Below are 24640 nucleotides of genomic sequence, written 5' to 3' on the forward strand. Positions count from 1 at the left end.
CCTGCGCCTGGTGAAAAGAAACGGCAGAAACCATGTAGTCAACGGCCTGTCCAAGGAGGTGGAGGACGCCGACGGCAATTTGTACGTGCTGTGGGTGTGCAGCTGCGAGTGCAGGCACTGCGCCAGACGCCAGCGTGTGCTGCCCGTTTTCGCGGGGCGCTGGCTGCGCCATACCCTGTTTACCGTTGCCCATACCCTTTTACATGTGTTTGAAAACGATGAACTGGACGAAAAGCCCCTAAAGCCCCGCCGGGGCCGCCCGGTGCTCACCATGCCCTTTTACGGAGAGCTGAGCACCGTGTACCGCTGGCGGCAGAGAATAAAAATAATTTTTGATTTATGATGATAAAAAACACGTTTGTGCGTCTGTTAGAACCGCAAAGTCCTGTATTATAGAACCATCAGCAGGAGCAAGAAAAAAAGAGCACCGCTGAAATCAAACCAATCTATTTTACAGGAGGATTACACGATGAATGAAACCAAAAGAAACCTGCTTGGCCAACTGACCATGAGCAAACAGCTGGGGTGTGTTCAATGCGCCCTGGAGCTGGGGCGAGAGGTGCCTATGACCTTTTACCAGGCCTTTTGCGAGGGCTGCTGTAAAAACCAGGACGCCATCATCATGAACGACGGTCTGAGGGCTTTTCAGTCAATGGGCGTCTGTGAGCAGGCGGAAAATCTTGAGACCATGAAAAGACGTATCGCGGTGCTGCTGGAGCAATATGAGGCGTCTCTGCAGCTTTATGGCAAAAAGGTGCAGGAAAGCCTGAAAAGAAAGGAGGAGGCACAGGGTTATGAGCGCGTTGAAGTCCAGTGTCTGGACTGCCTGTCCGGTATTTTAAGCGGCGCTGTGGGCCGGGGAGACGCCGGGCTGCCGCCAAAGGGCAGGAAAGGCGGTGCGCGGTGAACTACCTGACTGAGCTGCTGGCCTTTTACCGATGGCTGGAGGTGGGCAGGCTGGGCCCGCTGCTCCAGTCCTTCTGGCACCTGCTCATGTTTTTTAACAATAAGGCGGCTGTCCGCAGTGAGGACGGGAGGTGGTGCTGGCCGGTGGTTTTTAAGGTGCCCAACAGTGAGGTATGCCGCTTTCTGGGGCTGACCAGCCGCTTTCAGGTCAATGCCCAGAGAAAGCACCTGATCCGTCACGGGCGAATCGACTATACACCTCACGTGAGCCAGCACGCCGGGGATTACCGGATGAAGCCCTTTGATACCGGGCTGTGCGAGACAGAGATTAGCGTGATGGATACCGGGCAGAAACGCCTAGTGTGGACGCAGGGCGTCACCCGGGATGCACACCCGGCCGCACCGTTCATAAATGGTGTAAACAGTAAACCCTGTTATCCGTATGGTTCTGTTCCTGAGGCGCTGCCTGCTTCCAACGGCTTCAATCTGCTGCCTCAACTCACTGAGGCCGAAAAGGCTGCCATTGTGTCGCTGTATCCCGAGGATGAGGTGGCGTGCTTTAACGCCATGTGGGCAGCGCGGGAGAGAAAACAGAAGGAAAAGAGGTGACAATATGAACCGATATGGAAAAGGCCCCGGTATTCTAAACCGCCGCCGGGCATACCTGGTAGAAGCGGAGTGCCGGGTGCGCGTGGGCTTCTGTGCCCGAAGCCCGGAGGAGGCCGAAGATTTGTTTTATGAGTACAGCGGCGCGGTGGAGGATCGTTTTCCGGAAATGGTCCTTGAGGTTACAGATGTGCATGAGGATAACTGAGGAGGTTAAAATGGATTATCAGGAGATCGACGCCCTGGCGTTAAAGGCGAAGCAGGGTGATGCGTCCGCGGCGGGGCTTTTGGAGCGCTGCTTTCGCCCGCTGATGCTGTCGGCGGCAGGCTTTGGAAAGACAGAAAATTACAGCTTTGAGGACAGCCTGCAGGACGCCCGGCTGGCCTTTCTTGAGGGAATACAGGCTTTTGACACGGCTGCCGGAACGGGCTTCGCGGCTTTTATCAAGCCCTATGTGTACCAGAAGGGGCAGAACCGCCGGCGCAAATGCCTGCGCCGCCTGGCGCGCGATGTACCGGCAGATGCCAAAGCAGGGAATGAGGACGGTGAAACGTTCATCAGTTTGTTGGAAGACCCCGGCGCTGATATTGAGAGCGGCTATATCCACAGGGAGGAGCTTGAGCGCCTGACAGCAGCGCTCAAGGAGCTGACGCCAGAGGAGCGGGCGCTTTTAAAAGCAGTCTATGGGAAAAACCAGTCCATCCGGGGGGCCTCCCAGAGCCTGGGGGTTGGCTACAGCACGCTTCAGTACCGCCACAGCCGTATTCTTAAAAGACTGAAAGGCCAGCTGTAAAAAAATAAAAAAGACTCTGGTCAAAGCAGTACCCAGAGACAATTTACAGGTATAAGGCAAAAACAGCGGCAGTCCTGCCGGAAAACAAAAGGAGGTGCGCTATGGCCGGCCACTAGCGAAACAGAAAAGGTTGATGAAAGACCACCGTTTATAAAAAAGGCAGCGCTGCCGCTGAAGCCTTAAAAAATAAATTGGAGGTTGAAAAATGGCATATGAGCGTGTAAAGCTAAAAAATATTTTGCAGCTTATTTTGAATTATGGGGAGGTTGACGGGAAAATTAAAAAGAAAACTCGCACCTACGCAGATCTCGGTCTGGATGAGAGTGTTGTCACTTCGGAAGCGGTAGTGCTCACCGGAAAGGCCATCGGCAAGCTGATAACACCCATTGTAACAGACAGCAACAACGTTATGACGTACCAGAATATTGAAACAGCATAAAGGAGGAAATGTAAATGGAGACAACGACTACCAAAGCGCTGGAGCTGGATTTTCTGATGAAGAACGGCGACAGCATGACCCTGAGCCTTCCGGATTATCTGGAGGATTTGACCCAGGAGCAGATTGAGGCCTCGGCCCAGACCATTATCACCCAGAATATTTTCCAGCCCTCGGGCGTGGGACTGGAAAAGCTGGCCGGGTACCAGTATGTGGACAAAACCGTGCGCAAGGTGGAATTATAAAAACACCGAAGCGCAGTGGGCCGGGGCGCTTTAAAAAGCCCCTGGCCTTTTGCCTGGCAGCGGCCTGGTCGGTTACCGGGCTGGTTTTTGCAGCCCGGATAAACGCGCCGGAAAAAGCCTTGGCTGAAACACAGAGCCCGGAAGCCGTGGAAACAGCAGAGACGGTGCCTGTGTCGGAGGCGGAAAGCCCGGCGAATACAGAGGCTGCCCCGGAGGAGCGGCTTGTCATTGAGCATCCCCTGCCGCCGGACCCCATTATAACAGACGGCCCCTGGGCCTCTGCCCACTTTTTGATGGAGGAGTATGCCTGTGATTGTGACGGCTACTGCGACGGCTGGCCTGCGGAGATGGCGCCAGAGCTTCTGGAAAAAATTGAGGCACTGCGCTACGCCTTTGACCGCCCGGTGATCATCACCTCTGGGGTGCGCTGCGACCAGCGTAATGCCGAGGTGGGCGGTATCCCCAATTCCTGGCACTGCTTCGGCCACGCCGCCGATCTGTACTGCCCTGGTATCCCCTACACCGAGGTTGCCCGCGTCGCCAGAACCCTGGGCCTCGGCGTCATCGAGTACCCGGGGCAGGCGTTTGACCATGTGGAGATATGGGATTAGATAAAGATATATACCCCTGCTGTTTAAGACAGCAGGGGCTTTTCAATGTAAAGGATGATTTGACCATTAATAAAAAATACAGTATGATTAAATCAAAAATAAGCGGAGGATGAGAACATGAAAATCAGAAAGAAAAGCAGCCTTAACCGGACAGCGGGTATTTTGGCGGCAGTGCTCATAATGGCCTCTGGCCTGATGTCTCCTGTGCATGCGGATGGGCAGGAGAGCGCGCAGCCAGGCCTTGACCAGTCATATTATAACCTCAAGCATTCGGAAAGCTACGATGAGCCTTTGTCCGCAGCTTACGATCTGCGCACCCTTGGCCGGAGCACCAGCGTGAAAAATCAAAATCCCTGGTCCTCCTGCTGGGCTTTCAGCGGGATATCTGCCATTGAGTCCAACGTGCTGACACAGCAGAAGAATAAAGGGGTACAGACAGCCGCTGAGCCGGATTATTCCGAACGGCATTTATCGTATTTCGCTTATCGCCTGGCAGATGCTGCCGGTGTAAATAACCGTGCCGAGGGAACCGCTTCTGTCAAAGGCCTTTTTATGGATCTTGGCGGCACCCGGGAGCTGCTGACTGGTACTCTGAGCACCTGGTGCGGCGTTGACACCGAGGCCGATGTGCCCTATGAAGGGACTCCCTACGAGTGGCATCCGACCGAAAATCCCAAGGAAATGAACTGGGAAGTCGCCGAGAATAAATTTTTTAACGCGGCCGTACACCTTCAGAACGCCGACTTTCTGCCTGGGACAGCCACCTTTACAGATGCTGAAAAACAAAGCTTTGTCTATGATAAAAACGCGGAGAAGGCCATTAAGGAAAGTTTGATGAAAAACGGAGAGGTCCAGGTATACTTTGCCGCAGGCCAGAGCACCCCTCAGGAAGCAGCAGACAGCACAGACGGCGCCGGAAAGAAGGATGCCGCCGAGTTTAATAAAACCTATGCGGCGCCCAACCACCTCGTGTCCATTGTGGGCTGGGATGATGGCTATTCAGCCGGTAATTTTGCCGAAGCCCCGGAGGGCGACGGCGCCTGGATCGTCAAGAACAGCTGGGGCAGCGGCTGGGGTAACGACGGGTACTTTTATCTGTCTTACTATGACCGGAGCGTACAGTCCTTTGCCTCTTATCAGGTGGATATCCCGGATGGGGAGGGGCAGTTTACCTATGACCATAATTATCAATATGATTTTCTGGGGTTAAAATCCTATGCGCCGCTGGGGCTTCAGGAGCAGTCTGCTGAGGCCGCCAATGTGTTTACAGCCGCTGGAAACGAAAGCCTGAAGGCTGTCTCCGCGGTTACCATTACCCCAGGATCAACGGTTCATACCCGTGTGTATCAGGATTTAAAGGATAAAAACGATCCAGAGAGCGGAACACTGGCAGCGGATCAGACAGAGACTGTAAAATACGGCGGCTACCATACTCTTTCTCTGGAGCAGGCCGTCCCATTGGAGACGGGCGAGACCTTTGCCGTTATCCAGGAAATTTCAGGCAGTGACGGGTATTACTGGCCCATCGAGACTGGAACCGGCGCATATGATTTCTATGGTATGGAGGGAACCTTTCGCTGTATTGCGCAGGCAGACGCCGGGCAGAGCTTTATCAAAAAAGCCGGTGAAGGCTGGCAGGATGTCAAGGCCCTGCCCGATGAGACCATTGAGCTGTATGGTGAAACGGCCACCCGAAACTACGGCAATGCCATGATCAAGGCATTTACCGGTGATTTGTCCGAAGAAACCGTAACACCAGAGGTTGATCCACAGCCCAATGAGGGTACGGGAGAACCGGATCAGAATATTCAGGAATCAGGAGCAGATACGGCCGGAGCGTCCGAAGCGGCTAAAAATACACAGACGGGAATTGAAGGGTCACACCAGACAACGACCTTTATCCTTGTGGGTGTGCTTGTGGTGGTGGCTGTCCTGATCGCGGCTTTGTATATCAGAAGACGTAAAAAATAGGCTGGTGGCATATGGCCATTGTGCTTGCGGGTATCTATTCTCCTATGATAAAATAAGAGCACGAACTATTTTGAAATTTTATTGAGGAGAGTGGAAGATGAAACAAGACATGATTGTCATTTTAGACTTGGGAAATACCGAAAACACAACCCTGGCCAGAGCGATTCGCAGCCTGGGCGTATACAGTGAAATTTATCCCCACGATATTACAAAGGCAGAACTGGAAGCCCTGCCAAATGTCAAAGGGATTATCGTAAACGGCGGCCCGAATAACGTGGTAGACGGTGAAAAAATTGATGTTGGCCCGTGGGTTTACGAAGCAGGCTGCCCGGTGCTGGCAGTAGACCATGCCCCGGCCAAATGCGCAGACACACTGGAAAAATGGCCTGAGGATGAAGCAGAACTAAAGGGAATCCTGGAAGAATTTGTGCTGGTACAGTGCAAAGCAGAAAAGAACTGGAATATGAAAAATTTTATCGCCGACCAGGTTGAGCTTATTAAACGCCAGGTAGGTGACCGCAAGGTTCTGCTGGCCCTGTCCGGCGGTGTGGACAGCTCCGTTGTAGCCGCCCTTCTCATCAAAGCCATCGGAAAACAGCTTGTCTGTGTCCACGTCAATCACGGCCTCATGCGTAAAGGCGAATCTGAAAGCGTGGTCGAGGTTTTTAAAAACCAGCTGGACGCCAACCTCGTCTATGTGGACGCCACTGAACGCTTTTTAACCAAGCTGGCCGGTGTGGCTGACCCTGAAGAAAAACGCAAGATCATCGGCGCAGAATTTATCCGCGTCTTTGAAGAAGAAGCCCGTAAGCTGGAAGGCATTGACTTCCTGGGTCAGGGAACCATCTACCCGGATATCGTGGAAAGCGGCACAAAAACCGCCAAAATGGTTAAATCCCACCACAATGTCGGCGGCCTGCCCGAAGATTTACAGTTTGAGCTGGTCGAACCTGTCCGCCAGCTGTTCAAGGACGAAGTCCGCGCCTGCGGCACAGAGCTTGGTCTGCCAGACGATATGGTATACCGCCAGCCATTCCCAGGCCCAGGCCTTGGCGTACGCTGCCTTGGCGCCATTACCCGTGACCGCCTCGAAGCCGTCAGAGAATCCGACGCTATCCTGAGAGAAGAATTTGCAGCGGCCGGACTGGATAAAAAGGTATGGCAGTACTTTACCGTTGTCCCAGACTTCAAATCCGTCGGCGTCCGCGATAACGCCAGAAGCTTCGAATACCCTGTCATCCTCCGAGCCATCAACACCGTTGACGCCATGACCGCCACCATCGAAGAAATTGACTGGCCCGTCCTCCAGAAAATCACCCACCGGATCTTGAACGAAGTAAAGAACGTTAACCGCGTGTGCTACGATTTGAGTCCTAAGCCTTGTGCTACGATTGAGTGGGAATAGAAATTAACAAACTTTAAAGCAAAACAAATCTTCAAGAATTTACTGTTCTTGAAGATTTGTTTTTTAAGTTAATGGCAAAAACTAAAGTGACCTTTTCCGCTTTATCACACACTCTACCAATAATCCCTAAACCCCTCATCCCTCTGCTCCCGAACCCGCGGAAAATAAACCGGAATATCCTCTTCATTTTCAGCGGTTATGGCATTGGAAACATATTGAAACCCGCCGTCTTCCAGGGGACGGACGGTAAGCTTATGAGTGAAGAGCGCGTCGGTTTCTTTTTCCGGGCAGATGGCGTCTACGGTCAGGGTGAGGGTGCCGTCACTGTTTTTCTGGCTGGCGATGACGTTGGGGTACAAGGTGGGATTGGGGTAGGTATTGGTGCCTTTATATTCCTGCCAGGGATAGGCGTTGCGGTCTTCATCGCAGGAGGCCGCCTTTTTCAGCTGGGGGGCGGTCATGTTGAAAAAGGGCAGGATAACAGCTTCAAATTCGCTGCTGGGGATATAGAAGTTATCACTCTGCTCGTCAAAGGGATAATCCTTTGGGCTGAGATAGCTGCCGGTGCTAAGCTTTTTCAGATATTCCAGCAGGTCATTGAAATTGAGGCTGTCAAAATCCGGCTCACTCCAATCGCTGATCAACAGGTTGTTGCCCTTATAGCCCACTGGCGCGATATAGGCGAGGCTGTACTGAAGCAGTGCGCCGGGGACGGGCTTGATGCGTAGCAGCTGGCAGCGGCCCATTTTTTCAAATACATGGGGAGCGGCGCAGCCGGTGGTGCGGGTGTACATAAAATTGCCGTTTTCGGTATACAGCCAGCTGTCGATGCTTGTTTTCTGAAAATCCTTTACCTTTGGCCGGCCTGCAGTGTCCCACTCCAGATTGGCGTAAGCGAAATACCGTTTGCCGCTGTGATATGAGAACAGGTAGTAATAAAAGCCGCCGTATTCTGAGAGGGCAATGGCTTCGAGCTCTGCGTCCTGCTGGGCGGAGACATTGTTCCAGAAATCTGAGAAGGGCTCTGGATTGAGCAGGGTGGAGGTTTCATCGCCGTTTGCGTCAATGACGGAGATCCCTTTTTCCAGAAGTGTGGCTTTGATCTTTTCCAGATCGGTATCGCTCACGCTTGACTGCTCATAGCGGAGCTCAGGCTTTTCCTTTTTTGCGGTGTGGTACTGGCTTTGGTAGAGGTCTGCGATTTCAAGACAGCGTTTTTCAATTTTTCCGGAGGTTTCATCATCCAGCTTTTCCGCGCCCAAAAGTCTGAAATCCGGGCTTGAACGTGTTTCGGACGGATTGTACTGCGGCGTAATGTTCTGCGCTGAGCAGCCGGATAGCAGGAAAACAATGCAGAGGAATATGGAAAGAATCTTTAACTTTTTCAAAGGGTACCTCCTTAATCTTACATATGTAAGAATTTTACAGGCTAATTATTACATATGTAAGATTAAAAGTCAAGCGTTGCAAAAAAAGGAGCAGCCATTATTAAATGACCGCTCCTTTTTATTGGAGAATACCCATATCCTGCAGGATTGAAAGGGTCAGCTTGGCTGCTGCGGGGCCGGTGGCGTTGGCGCTGTCCTGGAGGTTGGTGGCAAAATAGCAGGTGTTATCTGGGGTTTCGACATAGCCGACAAACCAGCCGCTGACATTCTGGCCGTTTACCTTTCCAGAGCCTGTTTTGCCGTATAGACGGCAGTCTGGGCTGTCTGAGAGAAGCAGAGCGTTTTTTACGGCTTCGATATTTTGGGTTGAGAAGCCCCACGCATTCTCACGGAGCTTTCTCAGCAGGTCTATCTGCTCCAGTGGCGATATTTTGAGGGTGGACGCGTTCCAGTAGTCCTCAGTGGAGCGGCCGACCTCTGCGTTTCCATAGCCAATGGACTGATAAAATTGATTCAGCTCGCTGATGCCGGACTGCGCGTCAAGCCGCTTAAAATACCAGTTGACGGAATGGCGCATGGCGCTTGCCAGATCCTGATCCTGATTCCAAGCTTCAAAGGGGTATGGCTGCTGGTCCCATTTTAGCAAGCTGGAGTCTGGTGTGATAACGCCCTGCTCCAGGGCATTGAGGGCGCTGTAGATTTTAAAAGTGGAAAAAGGGGAGGAGCGTTCGGTTATTTTTTCGGGGTGCCATGCCTGATAACGGTCATGACTCTGGTCATAGAGGACAAAGCAGCCTGACGTACTGCCAAAATAGGCGTCTAAATTTTCAGCGGTCAGGGTGATGTCCCCGGGCGGCGTATAATGGTCGGAACCGGAGGCAAAGGCGGACATGAGCGGTACCTGGCTCAGCGCGATGAGGACTGTGAGCAGACACACCAGGATGCTTTGCCATCGCTTTTCTGGGGTTTCTTTTTTGTACCGGGAGATCGCCAGTATCCGTTCCTGGAGCTGCTTTTTTGGTCCTCCGGCGCTGCTCGCAGTGCTGAAAGCGCTAAGGGAGCTGCCTGCGAAATTGAGCAGGGTATAGCCATAATTCAGGCGTTCTTTTTCGCTTGGAAGTCTCGCCAGGACAGAATCGTCACAGAAAAGCTCCCGGTCACTGCGCAGCCGGGAAAAGGCGTACCAGACAAGGGGGTTAAACCAGTAGACGGCCCGCAGCGCGCACATCAGATGGTTTAGAAAAATGTCTTTGTTTTTGATATGGCACAGCTCGTGAAGCAGAATGTTTTTTATTTCTCCGAAAGACAGCTGCTGTGTGGTACTTTTGGGGAGGACAATATAATGGGTGAACAGCCCAAAGGTCAGCGGGCCTTTTATCCCGCGGGACTGGCGGAGCTTTACTCTGCCGTGGCAGGGAATGACAGGCTGACATTCCTTTAAGGCAAGAGAAAGCGCCTGATCTGGCTGAAGAAAGCGCTTTTTCAGCCAGTGCAGCCGAAGGGCGCCGGCCAGACAGACCATGGCGGAGAGTAGGGCGCCGCATCCCCAGATTGCTGTGATCCAGGCGGTAAGGCGGCCGGAATCAGCACGGCTGACAGACTGGGAAAAATCCTGCATCCATCCAGAGCCCCCGGACAGTGTGGCGGTACTGCCCGCCGCGGCGGCTGCGGCGCTCTGATCAGGCATTGGAAAGCTGGAAAAACCAACGGCTTTAAATAAAGCATCGGGCAGGAGCACAACGCAAAGGGAGATTAACAGGACGAACCAGATGTAATAATGGTACCTGCGGGTCAGCCTGTCACCGAGGAGCTTTTTGATACCGGAAATGACGCAGATGAGCAGCCCGCAGAAGATATTGCCGGCTAAAAAACGGATAAAAAACATGCTGCCGCCTCAGCCCTTTGCCTTTTGGTCTAAAATGGACCGGAGGCTGTCAATGTCCTCCTGGGATAAATCGTTCTGGGAAAGATAGCTGACAACCATCTGGTCCAGGGCGCCGTTAAAAAATTTGTTCAGAAAAGCGTGGCTCTCGTGGGAAATGTAGTCCTCCTTTGGGATGAGGGGGGAATAGACATATACCCGGCCCTCCTTTTCGTGAGTGACGGCGCCTTTTTTTTCGAGGCGGATGAGCATGGTCTGGATGGTTTTGGGGCTCCAGTCGCTTGCAGCACTGAGCAGACCGACGATCTCGTTGGTGTTGATGGGCGCTTTATCCCAGATGATCTGCATCACCTCGAATTCGGCTTCGGATATTTGGGGAAGTTTTTTGTTCATTCTAAGCCTCCTGATCTTACAAGTGTAATCAAGATGATTATAGCCTTTCTTCATTTTGGTGTCAACGCGGCGGTTTCAGACAGGCTGTCATTAATAGCTGTATGTATGATTATTTTACGCGGTAGAAACAATATGAAAATGGGTATAAATAAGAAAAAGTTGAAAATAAGGAGAAATACAATGCTTGTATATGCTGTTAATCTCATTTATCTTTTGTTTTTCCTGTTTATATATCTACAGGATCGAAGAAGACTGATCAATGGGTTTCTGTTTTTTATTTTATTGATGCTCAGCGGTCTTTCGCTTGTCATGCTGACGGATGAGACGGGAAATCCTTTTTTATTTTTCCTGTTGATTATTATCGCGATGGCCGCCGCTCTGCTTCTGTTTACAGGCGTGTTCATCATTTTGGCTATTTCCTTTTACAGCGCGGTGAACCTGCTGAGAAAGGAAGGGCGCAGCAAAGCCAATCTGCTCAGTCTGCTGGTAGGTATCGGTATTCTGCTGTGGCTGGTTTTGGGAATGCTCTCCTTTAAAAACGTCGAGATCAACGATGTACTCTCAGTTATTATGCTGGTGGTCAACACAATTTTATTATACCTGCTGCTCGTGTTTTCAAATTTTATTCTGTCATCTTTTATTTATGGGATTTACAGGCCTGTTCTCAGGCAGGATTACATCATCGTGCTGGGCTCTGGCCTGATGGGCGGTAATAAAGTCACGCCGCTGCTGGCTGGCCGGATTGACAGGGCCCTCAAGGTTTATAGAAGGCAGGCGGATAAAAAAAAGAGCCCGCCCATGCTCATCATGTCTGGCGGCCAGGGCGGCGATGAGCAGATTGCCGAGGGTGAAGCCATGAAGCAGTACGCCCTGGAGCAGGGGATTCCAGAGGATCATATTCTGGTTGAGGATCAATCTAAAAATACCTATGAAAACATGCTGTTTTCCAGACAGCTCATCGAAAGCCGGGAAGCGGATATGAAGCATCTGCGCATTTTGTTCTCAACCTCCAATTATCATGTTTTCCGGGCAGGCATCTATGCCAGAAAGGCAGGGCTTAAGGCTCAGGGCATTGGCGCGAAAACAAAATTCTACTTTTGGTATAACGCGCTGCTTAGGGAGTATGTGGCAATTCTGGCAATGCATAAAAAGACGCATATTGTCTGCATGCTTATTTTGCTGGTCATTGTGGGACTTGCGAGTCTTCTGATACACCATCCGGATCTTGTTACCCGGTTTATTTAAAAAATAGTGTTGCTTTTCTCCAAAGACTGTGCTAATATACCCATTAAAGAAATTACATCATTATGTAATTACATTAAAACATGAAACCTGTGCGCTGTTTTCAGTAGGGGAAATACAATGGGTGCAGGCATGATCCAGAGGAGGAGTTAATAATGAGAACATTTGTTGTTGGAAAAGACGGAAGCATGTCCCTTGAAGAGGTAAATAAGCCAAAATATGATGAGCACCAGGCATTGGTGAAAACAATTGCCTGCGGTATGTGCGGTACAGATGTCAAGCTGCTTCACCGCACCTTTAAGGGCTTTCCAGAGTCGGTATACCCGATTATGCTGGGCCATGAGGGCGTGGGAGAGGTCGTTGAAGTCGGCGCAAAGGTAAAGGGCTTAAAACCTGGCGATAAGGTGCTGCTGCCCTTTGTTGATCCAGACGAAGAAAATCTGCCTGGGCTTGGCTCAGGCTGGGGTGCGCTGAGCGAGTACGCTGTAGTATGCGATCCGCAGGCTTACCCGGAGGGAGAAGCGCCGGAATGTGCTTATGCCCAGACTGTGCTTGATGACGACCTGGACCCGGTAGACGCGGTCATGATCATCACCTTCCGCGAGGTTTTATCCTCCATCCGTTACTTCGGTATCCAGCCCACCGATTCTGTTGTGGTCTTTGGCTGCGGTCCGGTTGGGCTGACCTATATGAAGTTTATGAGCCTGCTTGGGGTTAAAAATCTGATTGCCTGCGACATTGTACCGGAAAAACTGGAACAGGCCAAAGCGCATGGCGCGACACATCTGATCAACAGCAAGGATCAGGATGTGCGTGAGGAAGTACGGAAGATTTTCCCGGAAGGCGTGGATTTTGTACTGGACGCTGCCGGTTCACCAGCCATTGTAAACCAGGGCATGGGGCTGATCAAGGACCGTGGGGCAGTGCTGTGCTACGGCGTGCCTGAAAAGGAAGAGATCACCATTGATTTCAGCCAGGCTGACTATAACTGGCGTGTTATTTACCAGCAGATGCCAAGAAAGAGCGAAGAAGGAAAAGCCCATGAACAGGTTCTGGAATGGATGCGCTCCGGCCAGCTGGAAATCAAAGACTTTATTTCGGACTACTTTAAGTTTGAGGACAGCATTGAAGCCTATGAAAAGCTGCTGGACCGCAGGGTGATGAAAAAAGGGATTATTACATTTTAGATAATGCGTAAAAGATATGAGTTGTTTCATTAATGAGAGCCTAATTTTTTTTCTTTTGATAAACAGACAAAGCAATTAAAAAGATAATAGCCCCAATAACATATGGTGTCCAGTTTATGACGGGATCGGGCTTGGGATTTTCTTCAATATAAGGTACTCTGATGCCTCGTACCAGCAAACGGTGTGAGTTTATACCATGGGGTGTGCAGGTGACAAGGGTGACATAATCTTGATTGCGGTCTATAGCGAGATCGTTCGTATTGGAGGGTTCCACGACTTTGATCTGGTCGATGCTGTAGGCAAGTTTTTCATCTAGAATGGTAAGATAGAATTGGTCGCTCTCTTTAAGGTCAATTAAATCGTTGAAAAGCGTTGCCTTTGGGTAAGCTGTGTGGGCGGAAAGGATTGCGTGGGTGGCGGTTCCCCCGATTGGCAGAGAGGTTTTTTCCAGATGTCCGACTCCTTTGTCAAGGATGTCTGGACTTGTTCCGTGATAGATGGGAAGCTTCACCTTGATTTTGGGAATTTCGATGTAGCCCATGATACTATTGTTATTTATATCCAGCCGTTTGAGATATTCTTCGCTAGCGGCTTTTTCGGCTTGTTTATCAAAGGGATCTGTCAACACAACATTCTGTAGGAGATTCTGATTATACTCCCGACATTTATTATATTCTGCATCTTTGTCTTCTGGAGTGAGTGCTTCACTGGAGATATTGTATTCAGTAATAAGACGATTCTGTAATATTTGATTATACCAATTGCTGAAAAATGGATAGCCCATAATGAGAACACCCAGTAAGAATACTAGGATAATCAACAGGCTGGTGGTATGTGTTTTTTTGAGTTTCATTTTAGTTTCTCCAGATATTTCGGTAAAAATAAAGAGGATAAGCGTTGTGCTTATCCTCTTTATTTCTTATTAAGCGTTTGTTTTTTTACGGTAATAGATTGTAAGGAAAGCTGCCAGACCAATGAGGGCTATGCCAGTGGCGATAAAGATATAGGTACCTTGTCCGCCTGTGCTTGGAAGAATACCGGGGTTTTTACTTTCCAAAAGGTTTTCAATGGTTTTACTGAAACCTACGCCTGCAACATAGTCGTAATTGCCTGTGGTGTCATTAAGTATAAAGGAATCATAGACTTTGTCCGTAGAAGCATCTGTCGCGATAATCTCAACGGGATTTGGCAGTATGATATAGCCAGTGGGAGCACTGGTTTCAAATAGATAATAGGTGTTGTCTTTGCTGAGATTCCGGAACTGCAGGATTGCTTCACTGTTAATATCAGTACCAGAGGTTTCTGTTTTAAACGGTGTTGCGTTATCAATGGATGAGGCATTTGTCCACAGACCGGTTGTACTATTATAAATTAAATAGGTATAATCGCCAGAGCTATTCTTTTCTGCCAGAACAAAGGTCGCATCGGCCAAGGGGGTGCCGCCATCTCCAAGTTTTTTTACACCGTAGCTGTAGATTTTGACCACTGGTGTTGGTTTGTCGGGATCTGGCTTGATCGGATCAACATCTTTGTCTTTGGTTTTTAAGTTAAGCGCAATATCATTTTTAAGGCCACCTTTTTCATTCATGGCACCTTCTAAGATTTTTGTGTCATAATTAACCTGGAGTGTATCACTGTTTCCCAGTTTATCAATACCGGTGTCTGTAAAAGACAATGTGAGAACATTACTCAGGTAATCTACTGTAAAGTCACCGTTGGCAACGGATAAAACATAATCGGCTCCACCAGCTGAGGGAGTGCCTTTAACTGTGATTGTGGCAGTATCAATCTGAAGATACTGACTGGAGGTATCCACAATGTTGAACTGCGTATAGAGTCCGTTATCGATGTCGGATGGAACGGCTACTTTAACTTGATAATTTAGTACATCGCCGATATTAGCGTAAAAAATATTATCGCCACTTCCATCTGCGCCTGAGACAATTGTTTTTTCAATGGATGCATTGGCAAAGGTATTTTTCGGATAGGCGTCAACGGAAAATTCCCAGGTGTTGTTGTCTTTATTGAACATTGGGATGGTAACAATAAAATCTGTTGCGCCATGAACACCCTCGGGTAAGCTCGTTTCTTTGATAAGATAAACGCTAAATTCATTTAAACTTCCAAAAACTAGTGGGCCAGAAGCAGTGGTGGTGCCTTGTGCCGCTACATTTAGTCCAGCTACATCAATATTTGATGGATCGGTTGAAGCGTTTAATTCTGTAATAGCGGCACCAGACTTATCGACTAAGCCGGAAACTGGTGTATATGTCACTTTAACCGGGTCAGCAGTCTGCTCAAAGGTCCCAATTTTATAGGCAGAGTACGCTGCGTTTTCAAGATACGCATGGTAAAGACCATTTACTTCTTTGTAGACTTTGCCAGCTTCTTTTTCGGATTCCGTAACACCTGTGCTGTCTAGTTTGTGGATGTTGAGGGTTCCATTGTTGGCTGCAAGTGTTGTAACGGGTAAGCTCATCATAACTGTGAAAAGTATGAGAACCACAGCCAAAATACTTTTGATTTTAACCAGTTTGCTTGTTTTTTTCATTTTAACTCCTTTAAGATTCGTTTTGATTGTGAATTCGGTTTTGTTAAAACCTTGTTTTACCGCTGCTGTGCAGGATGACTGCTTATGTCGTGTGTTTATGTTTGCTTAAGTATCTTAATGCACCTCCTCCAAACGATAATAAAATGATGAAAATTCCGATTAAAAGCATCATCTTAGACATAAAGTCTTCACGGCCTGATGCTGGCATTTGAATTGCCTGATTATCGTGAATTTCAAAGGTAATATCATATATGGGGTCACTGTTATTATCCAATGTTGGAATTGTACCTTCGAAAGGAAGAAGCAGTGTCTCATATCCTGTGGGTGATGTTACTTCTGTAAATCGGTAGCGACCGATTGCCAGTTCTTTAAAAATGGTAATGGCTGTATTGTTTTCTAAGATTGTTTCTTGTGTGTAATGATCACCGCTTATCCAATCCATCCACTGGTTTGTAGAATTATTATAGGATATGTATTTCCATGAGTTGCTGGATTCGTCGAAACGTTCGATGGTGAATTGTGCTCCAGGAAGCGGTTTGTTAGTTTCGTTAAATTTTTTTAGTGTGACAGATCCTGTAAGCTTTTGATTCGATAGATTTGCGGTATCAATGACCTCTTTACTGTCCACTATCTTGCTTGTTGTTTCAAAATCTTTGGCAGGAATAGCTTCGGTTTCGGATGACTGTATCGTCGTAATTTTATCAACATATGCGATTTCATTGACATGCAGAAGCCATTGCCCCGCAGGCGTTAGATAGCCTTCAGGTGCACTGGTTTCAATGATTTGGTAATAACCAGCATAGGCTGTTGGGTATTTTCCAAGACGCAGCTGTACAAATCCGTCTGGGGAAGATATGGATTCATCACATAGGTACCATTTGTTTTTCTCGGAAACATTGGTGGTAGTATTGGTTTTATCCACTTGTCCCGTTGGGACTCCGTCTCCTGTCCAGTAGTAGGTTGAGAAGCTTGCTCCCGCTAGTTTGAGATTTCTATCAGTATCATTTTTTGTAAAGTCAAACAGGCATGCATCATATACAGGATCTTTGTTACCATCTGTGAAATCATACTGATAATTGGATTCTTTGTTTGTGTTTCCCGTGAAAACGAGTTTTCCATCTAATAGGCCTGTATTCTCAATGTCACCAATATAAGTTGTTCGGTCAGAGAATTTGGAAGCGGCTTCTTTTTCTACGAACACCTGGAAAGAAATGGTATAGCTGGAAATTTCTCCGGTGTTGGCATCTAATTTTGGCATATCCTCGAGATAAACGGATAATTTTCTGGTAATTGCATCATAAGAATAGTAAGGCTTCGCTGCGTTATCTGTTGTCAGAAGCTGCGCTTCATCTTCCTTGTATTGAACGCCTGGATTCACTGTGATGGTATTTTCCAGTAAACGTACATTTTCATGGATGTTATCTGTTACTATAACATCCTTAAAATCGGCCTCGCTGCTGTAATTCAGGACTGTGATTGAGTATGTTACTGTATCACCGACATAGGTGTATGTAGCCTCATCATCGACATTCCAGGGAACACGGTCTGAGCGTTTTTCCGCGATAGGGGCGGATGAGAACGCAATGATATTTGTTTTAGAAACACCGCCTAAGGAGTGCAGGTTTGAATTATAAGCGGCTCCAGGTATTTCTACATAACTATTTGTATTAATGACATGCTGGCTTGTGCCGCTATATGGTATATAGGCTTTAGTTGCTCCCGCTGATAAAGCACGGAGGGGCAAACTGTTTTGTTTGACTGTAAAATCAGCGCGTTTCTGACCGATACTGTTGCCGTTTTGATAGATGGTGTTGGCAATGTGGTAGTTTGTGTCTTCCTTGCTGTGACCATCATACTGGTAGTACAGGTAAGGATAGGTTAAATCATCGTCGATATACCAAGGGGAGGAGAGGCTTCCTGTTCCGTTTGCTTTTCCCAGTAAATTCTCTTTAAGCCCCCAGCCGGATGGATAATTTTTTTTAAGAATCATCTGACTCGTGGTGTAAGATTGTACGCCGGAAATGGAGGTATTGCCTACAGGAATGGCTAAACGTGTTGTTGTTGTGTCGAAAAAACAATTGCTGACCAGACCATTCCCATAATAATATCCGATAAAACCACCGACGTACTGGTTTGCGTTTGGAGCACTTACAGTACCTGTACTGTAGCAATTTGTAATTGAGCCCATACCGTCTTTATAGCTGACAAAACCACCAACCTGGTATGTTTTCTGTGAACCACTGTTAGAAATAAAGACACTGCCAGTTGAATAACAATTCTTCGCGGAAGCATTTTCGCGAATATAAGCTGCGAAGCCTCCAGTACTGCAATTAGTATCTGTGGAACCGGCTTTATTGTTTTCAACATCGGTTTGTGTGTAAGAGTTTGTCACGGTCGCGTTTCCATATAAATCCGCAACAAATCCTCCAACGCCATAGGATCTGGCGAGCCTATTGCCCTGTGTTACCTTTCCGCCGGTCGTATAGCAGTTTGTTACAGAAGAATAGTCATATATTTTTGCCGCGAAGCCACCCTGATAATAGTCGATTCCCTTGACAACGGGTTCCGTTACATCACAATTATCAATTTGGGCACTATTGTAGATACCACCGGCAAAGCCGCCATTACAGGCAGTGGCATTAATTTTAGGATTGGTAGTATAACAGGCGCTGGCTTTACTGCTGCCATAAAAAACACCAGCAAACCCGCCGCTCCATGAATCTCCGGTTGAACGTCCAATGATATTTGGAGAAGTGACAGAGCAGTTTGTGAATTTAGAATTACCGTGGGCGGCGGCGACAAATCCTGCAGCATAAATAGTTGCGTTATTCTTGTTGGAGTCTGTATTTAATACTTCACAGTCGGTCACCTCAGCGTTATGCGCTACTCCAATGAAGCCGGCAGAATAGTTGCCGCTGCTATAAGTATTTATGTTTCTTACAGAACAGTTATTAAAATAAACCGTAGTGCCTGTACCAAGCTCCTCATTTGTCCAGCCCGCAAATCCTCCGGCCCGGCCACCACCGGTAACATTGATGGTGTATCCATTACCATCAACATGGCAGTTTGATATCTGAGTTCCGTTGTTTGCTTTTCCGATAAAAGCGCCGGTATCGTAGACGGCGCTGAGACTTCCACCAAGCTCTAAGTATACGTTTTTGATCGACGCCGACGTTGCACAGCCAAACAAACCGTATTGGCCGTAGCCGTCGGGGTCTGTGCCGCGAAGCCCTGTTATGGTAAAATTATTGCCATTCAAGTTACCGGAGAATGGTTTGGTTTGACGTCCGATTCCGGGCCAGTTAGCATAGGCAGAGAGATCAATGTTATTTCCCAGTTCAAAATAAATTCCCGCGTGTGTATTTCCGCTGTTCACCTGATTTGCCAGATTGTAGAGGTCACTGGCAAGTGTGAGCACATAAGGATTTTGAGCAGTTCCACTACCGCTGCGAAGTGCAGCAGCATTGATTTCAGAAGCATCGGTCTCTGGTGTTGGAGGCGTAGATGGTTGAATTTCCAAAGGTGTTTCGGCTTCCAACGATGTTTCTTCGCCCATACTGTTTTCTGTAAGGGGCATATCATTTTCGGTGGTTTCTAACAAAACGCTGTTTTCAGGTTTTGATTCAATTGCAAAGGTAATACTAGGCAAGAAACCAGTGATCATTATTAAAATGAGGAAGAAACTTATAAACCATCTGCAATGATAAAATTTTTTGTGCAATTTAGGACCATCCTTTCTTTACGGAAATTAAAATTTATATGATTAGAAATTTGGTAATATTTTATTTTGTAATTTGGAATCAATTCTTTTAAAGAGCTAATTTTTAAAAGAATTGATTCCTTCGAGAATTATAATAGACCTTTTGCTTGCTTTCAATGCATGAAAAAGGTTATTCACTCCTAATAGTTGACACATAATTGATCTTTATAAAAATAAAAAAAACCCAGTGTGGGCATATGCTCACGCTGGGTTCCATAAAAATAATATATTTAATGATAGTAATATTTTTTATAGAATAAATAGAATTTTTGGAATTAATGACGATGTTTATAAATTCTGGAATTGGAATCTGATAGATATCAAGTATATGCTTTTACTCTTTTGCAGGCATTTCCGGTGGCAAGACCTCCGGATGTTTTGTTTCTATTTCCGTTGTCAGTTTATCTTCAGAATTTTCGCCGGACAGCCGCCACCCGTTTTTCCTGATGTCCTTAAAAAAGGACAGTGCCATCAGTGCGATAATGGCGAGGGCGGGGACGCCGCAGATGACGGTGATGGTCTGGAAGGGACGGATGCCGCCGATCATCAGCAGGGCAATGCTGATAACGCCAATACACAATGACCAGAAAATTTTAATCCAGGAAGGCGGCTCCTGGCCGCTTTTTAATACCTTGGTCGTGGACATGGCCATGCTGTAGGCATTGGCGTTTAACAGGGTCTGCATGCAGATGTTGGCAAAGAGGAACAGCACTGGCATGAGGATACCGGCAAAGGGGAGGTATTTCCAGATTGCCGCAATGGCAGCACCCTGTCCGCCTTCGGCGAGAATGGTGCCTAAATCCAAGCCCTGCTCCAGGAAGGTATTGATGGAGAAGCCCTGGAACACGATAAAGAACATGTATGTGCCGATGACTGTGGCGCCCAGAAGCCCCAGAACCAGCTCACGCACAGTACGCCCTTTGGAGATACGGCCATAGAATACCCCGTTTTGGATGGACATGGTAATGTACCAGGCATAATAGAAAACGGTCCAGTTCTGGGGAATGCCGGATTTGGCATAGGGGTCTGTATTACAGACAAGATGGAGGGTGTTCTGCATGAGCATGCCCAGACCGTCTGTAAAGCTGTTAAGCATGAAGAAGGATGGCCCGAAGAGCAGGACAAAGACCAGAATCCCAAAGCCCACGTACACGCGGATATTGCTGAGGAGGCCAATGCCCTTTTTAAGCCCGGCGAACAGGAGAACCGCCATGATGATGCTCCAGGCCATGATGAGGACAACAGAGACGATAAAAGGCGGCTCATAGCCGATAATATTGGTAATGATGGCGACCAGAGTAGGGACGTTGACGCCAACGCAGGTCACGACAGAGGAGAGAAGAGCCACAATATAAATAATGTCAATGGTTTTGCCGAGGCCGCCCCGGGCGCGTTTTTTACCGAGCAGGGAAATGCAGGCTGTACTCGGCAGAGTATCATCTACTTTTTTACAGTAGAACTGGTAGGCAAAAAGTACCGCGATCAAGGCATAGCCCAGGTAGAACACAGGCCCCCAGTGGAACAGCGGCATCATGGCTGCCTGCTGGAGAGCTTCCACGGTGCCGGCTTCAACGCCCCACATGGGAGACTGGTAGGTGTACAGCCACTCCACGCTTGTCCAGGTGAGGACGCCGAGGCCGGCTGCGCCGGTAAAGATCATGCCCAGCCAGGAAAGGGTAGAATACTCAGGCTTTTCATTGCCGAAGCGTTTTTTGCCCAGTGGGCCAAAGGCCAGGATGAGCACAACGACGATGAGCGCCAGGTAGTACCAGTCAAACAGCCAGGCGAATTTATCCGTGATAAAGGAAAAGAGTGTTTCCAGCACGCTGCCGGCAACCGTTGGGTTGGCCATGACCACGGCTGTCAGAAGCACAGTAAAGATGAGCGGCGGAAAAAAAGTCCAGCCGTTGACCATGGAAAAAGGTGATTTTTTGTCAGGTTTCATTTTGTTTTCAGGCTGCTGCGGATTAGGCCTGCAGCAGCCATCCCCCTTCTTGTATTTTCTTACTTGCTATCTATAAATACGCAATAAACATGCCAAAGCAATAAAAAGAAAAAATGTGGAATTTCAGGGGTTTTGAGGCGATTTTCCGAAAAGAGATGAGTGAAAATCATTCAAATGAACGAATTTCGTTCGATTTAAAAAAGAAATATGGATGGTTCTTTGCTTGAAAAAAGCGTCTAAACGCCCTGCAACGGGCTTCTTTGATTTTGGCATAAATATTGCGTTACCTAAACAGCATCAAATACTGGAGGTATTAATATGTATAAACGGAATTTTACAAGAAGCTTTGTCACACAGGAATCCATTGAACTCATCCATGAAAAATCACTGTATTTATTAAAGAATAAGGGGATACGGTTTTGCTCGGAGGAGCTGCTTAAGATGTTTCGGGAAAAAGGGTTTAAGATTGACGGCGAGCTTGTCTATATAACAGAGGAACAGGTCGACGACGCCCTGGCCTCCTGCCCGAGAAATTTTGATTATGTGTCCAGAGGACACAGGCACCGTGTTGGAACAACCCAGAAAAAAACCATTGGACAGTCCTCTCTCGGGCCGGTCAATGTGCTTAAGGAGGGCGAACACCGCCCGGCTGCCGCGGAAGATTTTGTCAATTTTGTGAAGCTGTTTCAGACAAGCGACGTGATCGACGTGATTGACTGTGAGCTGCTGCACCCAAATGATGTGCCGGCCCAGTACAAAACGGATTTTATGACACTGACGCCCATGATCTACAGCGACAAGCCGCTGGCAGGACTGAACGGAAGCCGTGAAACCTGCCGCAGAGCTATCCAGCTGGCTAAAGAATTCAATGATATTCACGACCAGGTGCTTATGTCAACCTTAATCACCAGTGCGCCGCCATTCACCTGGGACCGCCTGATGTGTGAAACAATCATCGAATACGCAAAAAACGGACAGTGCAGCTGCATCGCAGGCGTTGGCCTTGCGGGACTGACGGCGCCGCCGTCTCTGTCAGGCGCTATTATCCAGAATAATACTGAGCGCCTTGCGGGCATTGTGGCCACACAGGTGGTAAACCCCGGCGCGCCGGTGATCTATCAGTTCTGCGCTCTGGAAACAGACCTTCGCTACTCGCTCTGTGTCTGCGGCGGAGCGGAAACCAGCGTGGAATGGTTTGTCGAAAATGAGCTTGCCAATTTTTATGGCCTTCCCAAGAGATCCCACGGCTGTCTGTCCGACGCCAAGGAGGACGACTACCAGTCCGGCAGGGAATCCACCATGGTGGGCCTTTCAGCCTTAATGTGCGAGCCGGAGCTGGTCTACATGCTGGCCGGAATCATGGATTCCTTTAATACGCTGGGCTATGAAAAATTTATGATGGATGAGGACACCTATAAAATCTGCGGTCGTTTCCTGAGAGGCGTCGAGTTTAAGGAAGAAAACCTCTATATGGATAAAATGGAAAAAATCGAGCACTCTGCCAATTATCTGGCCAGAACCTCCAAGATTTACCGCAACGATTTTGTCTTCCCTGAAATCGCCAATCGGAAGGCTTACTCAAACTGGAAAAAGGAAGACGATGCCATCAGCGTGCAGGAGCGCGCGACCCTGGCCTGGAAAAAACGGCTGGAAGAATATGTGCCACTGGAACTGGACAAAAAACAGCAGAAAATGGTCGAAGAGCTGCTGCCAAAGGAATGGATTTTATAGACAGCCCGGCTTTAAAGCTGCCACGCGATTCGCGGGCAGCTTTTTTGCTTTGTCAGAGAAACGGTGCTGAGATCGCCGGGTCTGTTCCCGCGCCGTTCCTTGAGGTATAATAGAGACAGCGAGCAGCGCCTGAGACGCGCTGTCTGAAAATTAAGTAAAGGATCAGTACAAGACCATGCTGGATATATCAAAACCATCCCATTCCCAAGAGTACATCGACTATTTAAACGCCATACCCCGTGAGACATTACTCACCATTCTGGAGAACGCCTTCTCGGAAATATATGTGCTGGACAAAAACGGCCGCATCATCTATATCAATCCCGCAGCCATGCGGCTGTACGGAGTTCCGCCTGAAGACCTCATCAATAAAAACAGCAAGGCCGCCAAAAAAGATCTCTGGGACCCCTACAGCTTTGATATTACCAGGCAGTCCCACCGGGCGATCGTGACAGAAAACATCTATTATAAAACCAACCGGAGCATGATCTGCATCAACGTTCCGGTCTATAACGACAACGATGAGTTTGAGCTGATGGTGTCCATCTCCCTGGATAACATCCGCGCTGTGGATTTGAGCTATCGTGACCTGAGAAACCCCATTGAGTCCATTAACCTGGACTTTTCAGATGAGATTATCGGAAAGAGCATCCTGTTTGAGCAGTGCCTGACAGACCTTGAGAAGGCGGCCAAGTTTGACTGCAATATCCTGATTTTGGGTGAGAGCGGTACAGGGAAAAGCTATCTGGCCCAGATGGTGCACGAGCGTAGCCCCAGAAACCACAAGCCCTTTGTGGCCATTAACTGCGGCGCCATACCGGACGGGCTGCTGGAGAGTGAGCTGTTTGGCTATATGCCGGGGGCCTTCACAGGTGCCAACGTTAAAGGGAAAATCGGCCTTCTTAAAAATGCGGACGGCGGCAGCATTTTCCTCGATGAAATTGGGGAGCTGTCTCCGGCCATGCAGGTTAAAATTCTGGATGTTCTGGAAAATAAGCGGTTTTTCCCGGTGGGGAGCAATAAGCCTGAGTATGTCAATATACGGATCATTGCCGCGACCAATCAAAATTTAATGAATGCCATCCGGGAGAAAAAGTTCAGGGAGGATCTTTATTGGCGGCTCAACACCGTAAAGGTTGTGCTGCCGCCCCTGCGCAAAAGAAAGGAAGATATTTTTTATCTGGCGACCGCTTTCCTGAATGACTTTAACAAGCGTTACAACACGAATAAGGTTTTCAATGAAAAAATACTTTCCTGCTTTAACAATTATGACTGGCCGGGCAATGTGCGTCAGCTCAGGAATGCTGTGGAGCGCATGATCATTTTATCTGACGGCATTATTATCAATGAGGAGCTGTTTTTCCGTTATCTGGACCAGGAGGAAGACCGGGAAGAAACCGACGGCGAAACTTACAATGTAGAGGAGTTTAAAAAGCAGACGGTCATCAAGCTTTACGCAAAGCACAAATCGAGCCGGGCAGTGGCCAGACGTATGGGCATCAGCCAGTCCACCGCCAATCTTTTGATTAACAAGTACATTAAGAATAAAGAGTGACGCAGTGAAAGCGGAATGCTTTCGGAAGAAGA

The 24640-nt window shown here is 48.3% G+C and carries 20 protein-coding genes and 1 pseudogene; 14 read left to right on the plus strand and 7 right to left on the minus strand.

The features are described from left to right. The 10 genes and pseudogenes from BUC22_RS20250 to guaA all read left to right on the plus strand — a co-directional run. Nucleotides 1–343: pseudogene (locus BUC22_RS20250) on the plus strand (hypothetical protein); the annotation flags it as partial. A gap of 126 nt (nucleotides 344–469) precedes the next feature. Then, nucleotides 470–907 (plus strand): hypothetical protein, encoded by a 438-nt coding sequence (locus tag BUC22_RS20255; RefSeq protein ID WP_070081212.1) that lies wholly within the window; start codon nucleotides 470–472, stop codon nucleotides 905–907. Beyond that, entirely contained in the window at nucleotides 904–1515 is a 612-nt protein-coding gene (locus BUC22_RS20260) for a hypothetical protein (RefSeq protein WP_013382499.1), read from the plus strand. The genes BUC22_RS20255 and BUC22_RS20260 overlap by 4 nt, the downstream gene beginning before the upstream one ends. Nucleotides 1516–1519: 4 nt before the next feature. Further along, nucleotides 1520–1720 carry a hypothetical protein gene (locus tag BUC22_RS20265; RefSeq protein ID WP_013382498.1) on the plus strand — a complete coding sequence of 67 codons (201 nt, stop codon included), beginning with the start codon at nucleotides 1520–1522 and terminating at the stop codon, nucleotides 1718–1720. 10 nt (nucleotides 1721–1730) lie between these two features. Continuing rightward, entirely contained in the window at nucleotides 1731–2306 is a 576-nt protein-coding gene (locus tag BUC22_RS20270; RefSeq protein WP_013382497.1) for an RNA polymerase sigma factor, read from the plus strand. 205 nt (nucleotides 2307–2511) lie between these two features. After that, nucleotides 2512–2745: a DUF1659 domain-containing protein gene (locus BUC22_RS20275; RefSeq protein WP_013382496.1), complete on the plus strand. Its 234-nt coding sequence runs from the start codon at nucleotides 2512–2514 to the stop codon at nucleotides 2743–2745. Nucleotides 2746–2759: 14 nt separating this feature from the next. Further along, nucleotides 2760–2987 carry a DUF2922 domain-containing protein gene (locus BUC22_RS20280; RefSeq protein WP_013382495.1) on the plus strand — a complete coding sequence of 76 codons (228 nt, stop codon included), beginning with the start codon at nucleotides 2760–2762 and terminating at the stop codon, nucleotides 2985–2987. Between the two features lie 119 nt (nucleotides 2988–3106). Next, nucleotides 3107–3598 (plus strand): YcbK family protein, encoded by a 492-nt coding sequence (locus BUC22_RS20285; RefSeq protein WP_073383578.1) that lies wholly within the window; start codon nucleotides 3107–3109, stop codon nucleotides 3596–3598. A gap of 117 nt (nucleotides 3599–3715) precedes the next feature. After that, a complete protein-coding gene (locus BUC22_RS20290) occupies nucleotides 3716–5569 on the plus strand; it encodes a C1 family peptidase (RefSeq protein ID WP_013382492.1) in 1854 nt (617 codons plus the stop codon). A gap of 97 nt (nucleotides 5570–5666) precedes the next feature. Continuing rightward, nucleotides 5667–6974 carry a glutamine-hydrolyzing GMP synthase gene (gene guaA / locus BUC22_RS20295; protein WP_013382491.1) on the plus strand — a complete coding sequence of 436 codons (1308 nt, stop codon included), beginning with the start codon at nucleotides 5667–5669 and terminating at the stop codon, nucleotides 6972–6974. A gap of 113 nt (nucleotides 6975–7087) precedes the next feature. On the opposite strand, the gene BUC22_RS20300 is transcribed toward guaA, so the two are convergent. The 3 genes from BUC22_RS20300 to BUC22_RS20310 form a co-directional block, all read right to left on the minus strand. Beyond that, nucleotides 7088–8362: a DUF6070 family protein gene (locus BUC22_RS20300; RefSeq protein ID WP_013382490.1), complete on the minus strand. Its 1275-nt coding sequence runs from the start codon at nucleotides 8360–8362 to the stop codon at nucleotides 7088–7090. 118 nt (nucleotides 8363–8480) lie between these two features. Next, a complete protein-coding gene (locus tag BUC22_RS20305; protein ID WP_013382489.1) occupies nucleotides 8481–10247 on the minus strand; it encodes a BlaR1 family beta-lactam sensor/signal transducer in 1767 nt (588 codons plus the stop codon). A gap of 9 nt (nucleotides 10248–10256) precedes the next feature. Then, nucleotides 10257–10637, minus strand: a complete 381-nt coding sequence (locus BUC22_RS20310) for a BlaI/MecI/CopY family transcriptional regulator (RefSeq protein ID WP_013382488.1) — start codon at nucleotides 10635–10637, stop codon at nucleotides 10257–10259. A 180-nt stretch (nucleotides 10638–10817) separates the two neighbouring features. On the opposite strand from BUC22_RS20310, the gene BUC22_RS20315 reads away from it, so the two are divergent. After that, nucleotides 10818–11882 carry a YdcF family protein gene (locus tag BUC22_RS20315; protein ID WP_041689946.1) on the plus strand — a complete coding sequence of 355 codons (1065 nt, stop codon included), beginning with the start codon at nucleotides 10818–10820 and terminating at the stop codon, nucleotides 11880–11882. Nucleotides 11883–12034: 152 nt separating this feature from the next. After that, the gene (locus BUC22_RS20320) at nucleotides 12035–13066 is read left to right on the plus strand and encodes a zinc-dependent alcohol dehydrogenase (RefSeq protein ID WP_013382486.1); all 1032 of its coding nucleotides are present in this window, start codon (nucleotides 12035–12037) and stop codon (nucleotides 13064–13066) included. 40 nt (nucleotides 13067–13106) lie between these two features. On the opposite strand, the gene BUC22_RS20325 is transcribed toward BUC22_RS20320, so the two are convergent. The 4 genes from BUC22_RS20325 to BUC22_RS20340 all read right to left on the minus strand — a co-directional run bounded on the left by BUC22_RS20325 (nucleotide 13107) and on the right by BUC22_RS20340 (nucleotide 21322). Further along, nucleotides 13107–13919 (minus strand): class C sortase, encoded by an 813-nt coding sequence (locus tag BUC22_RS20325; protein ID WP_070081211.1) that lies wholly within the window; start codon nucleotides 13917–13919, stop codon nucleotides 13107–13109. Nucleotides 13920–13988: 69 nt separating this feature from the next. Further along, nucleotides 13989–15617, minus strand: coding sequence for a SpaH/EbpB family LPXTG-anchored major pilin (locus BUC22_RS20330; protein ID WP_073383581.1), 1629 nt, complete (start codon nucleotides 15615–15617; stop codon nucleotides 13989–13991). 82 nt (nucleotides 15618–15699) lie between these two features. Further along, on the minus strand, nucleotides 15700–19338 hold the full coding sequence (locus BUC22_RS20335; protein ID WP_013382483.1) for a GLUG motif-containing protein: 3639 nt from the start codon (nucleotides 19336–19338) through the stop codon (nucleotides 15700–15702). A gap of 373 nt (nucleotides 19339–19711) precedes the next feature. Further along, nucleotides 19712–21322 (minus strand): BCCT family transporter, encoded by a 1611-nt coding sequence (locus BUC22_RS20340; protein WP_070081210.1) that lies wholly within the window; start codon nucleotides 21320–21322, stop codon nucleotides 19712–19714. A 318-nt stretch (nucleotides 21323–21640) separates the two neighbouring features. Between BUC22_RS20340 and BUC22_RS20345 the strand changes: the two genes are divergently transcribed. Together BUC22_RS20345 and BUC22_RS20350 are read left to right on the plus strand one after the other, a co-directional pair. Next, nucleotides 21641–23053 (plus strand): trimethylamine methyltransferase family protein, encoded by a 1413-nt coding sequence (locus BUC22_RS20345; protein WP_013382478.1) that lies wholly within the window; start codon nucleotides 21641–21643, stop codon nucleotides 23051–23053. Nucleotides 23054–23228: 175 nt separating this feature from the next. Beyond that, nucleotides 23229–24608 carry a sigma-54 interaction domain-containing protein gene (locus BUC22_RS20350; RefSeq protein WP_013382477.1) on the plus strand — a complete coding sequence of 460 codons (1380 nt, stop codon included), beginning with the start codon at nucleotides 23229–23231 and terminating at the stop codon, nucleotides 24606–24608. The last annotated feature ends 32 nt before the right edge of the window (nucleotides 24609–24640 follow it).

The organism is Eubacterium callanderi (genome assembly GCF_900142645.1).
GTDB classification, from domain to species: Bacteria; Bacillota; Clostridia; order Eubacteriales; family Eubacteriaceae; genus Eubacterium; species Eubacterium callanderi.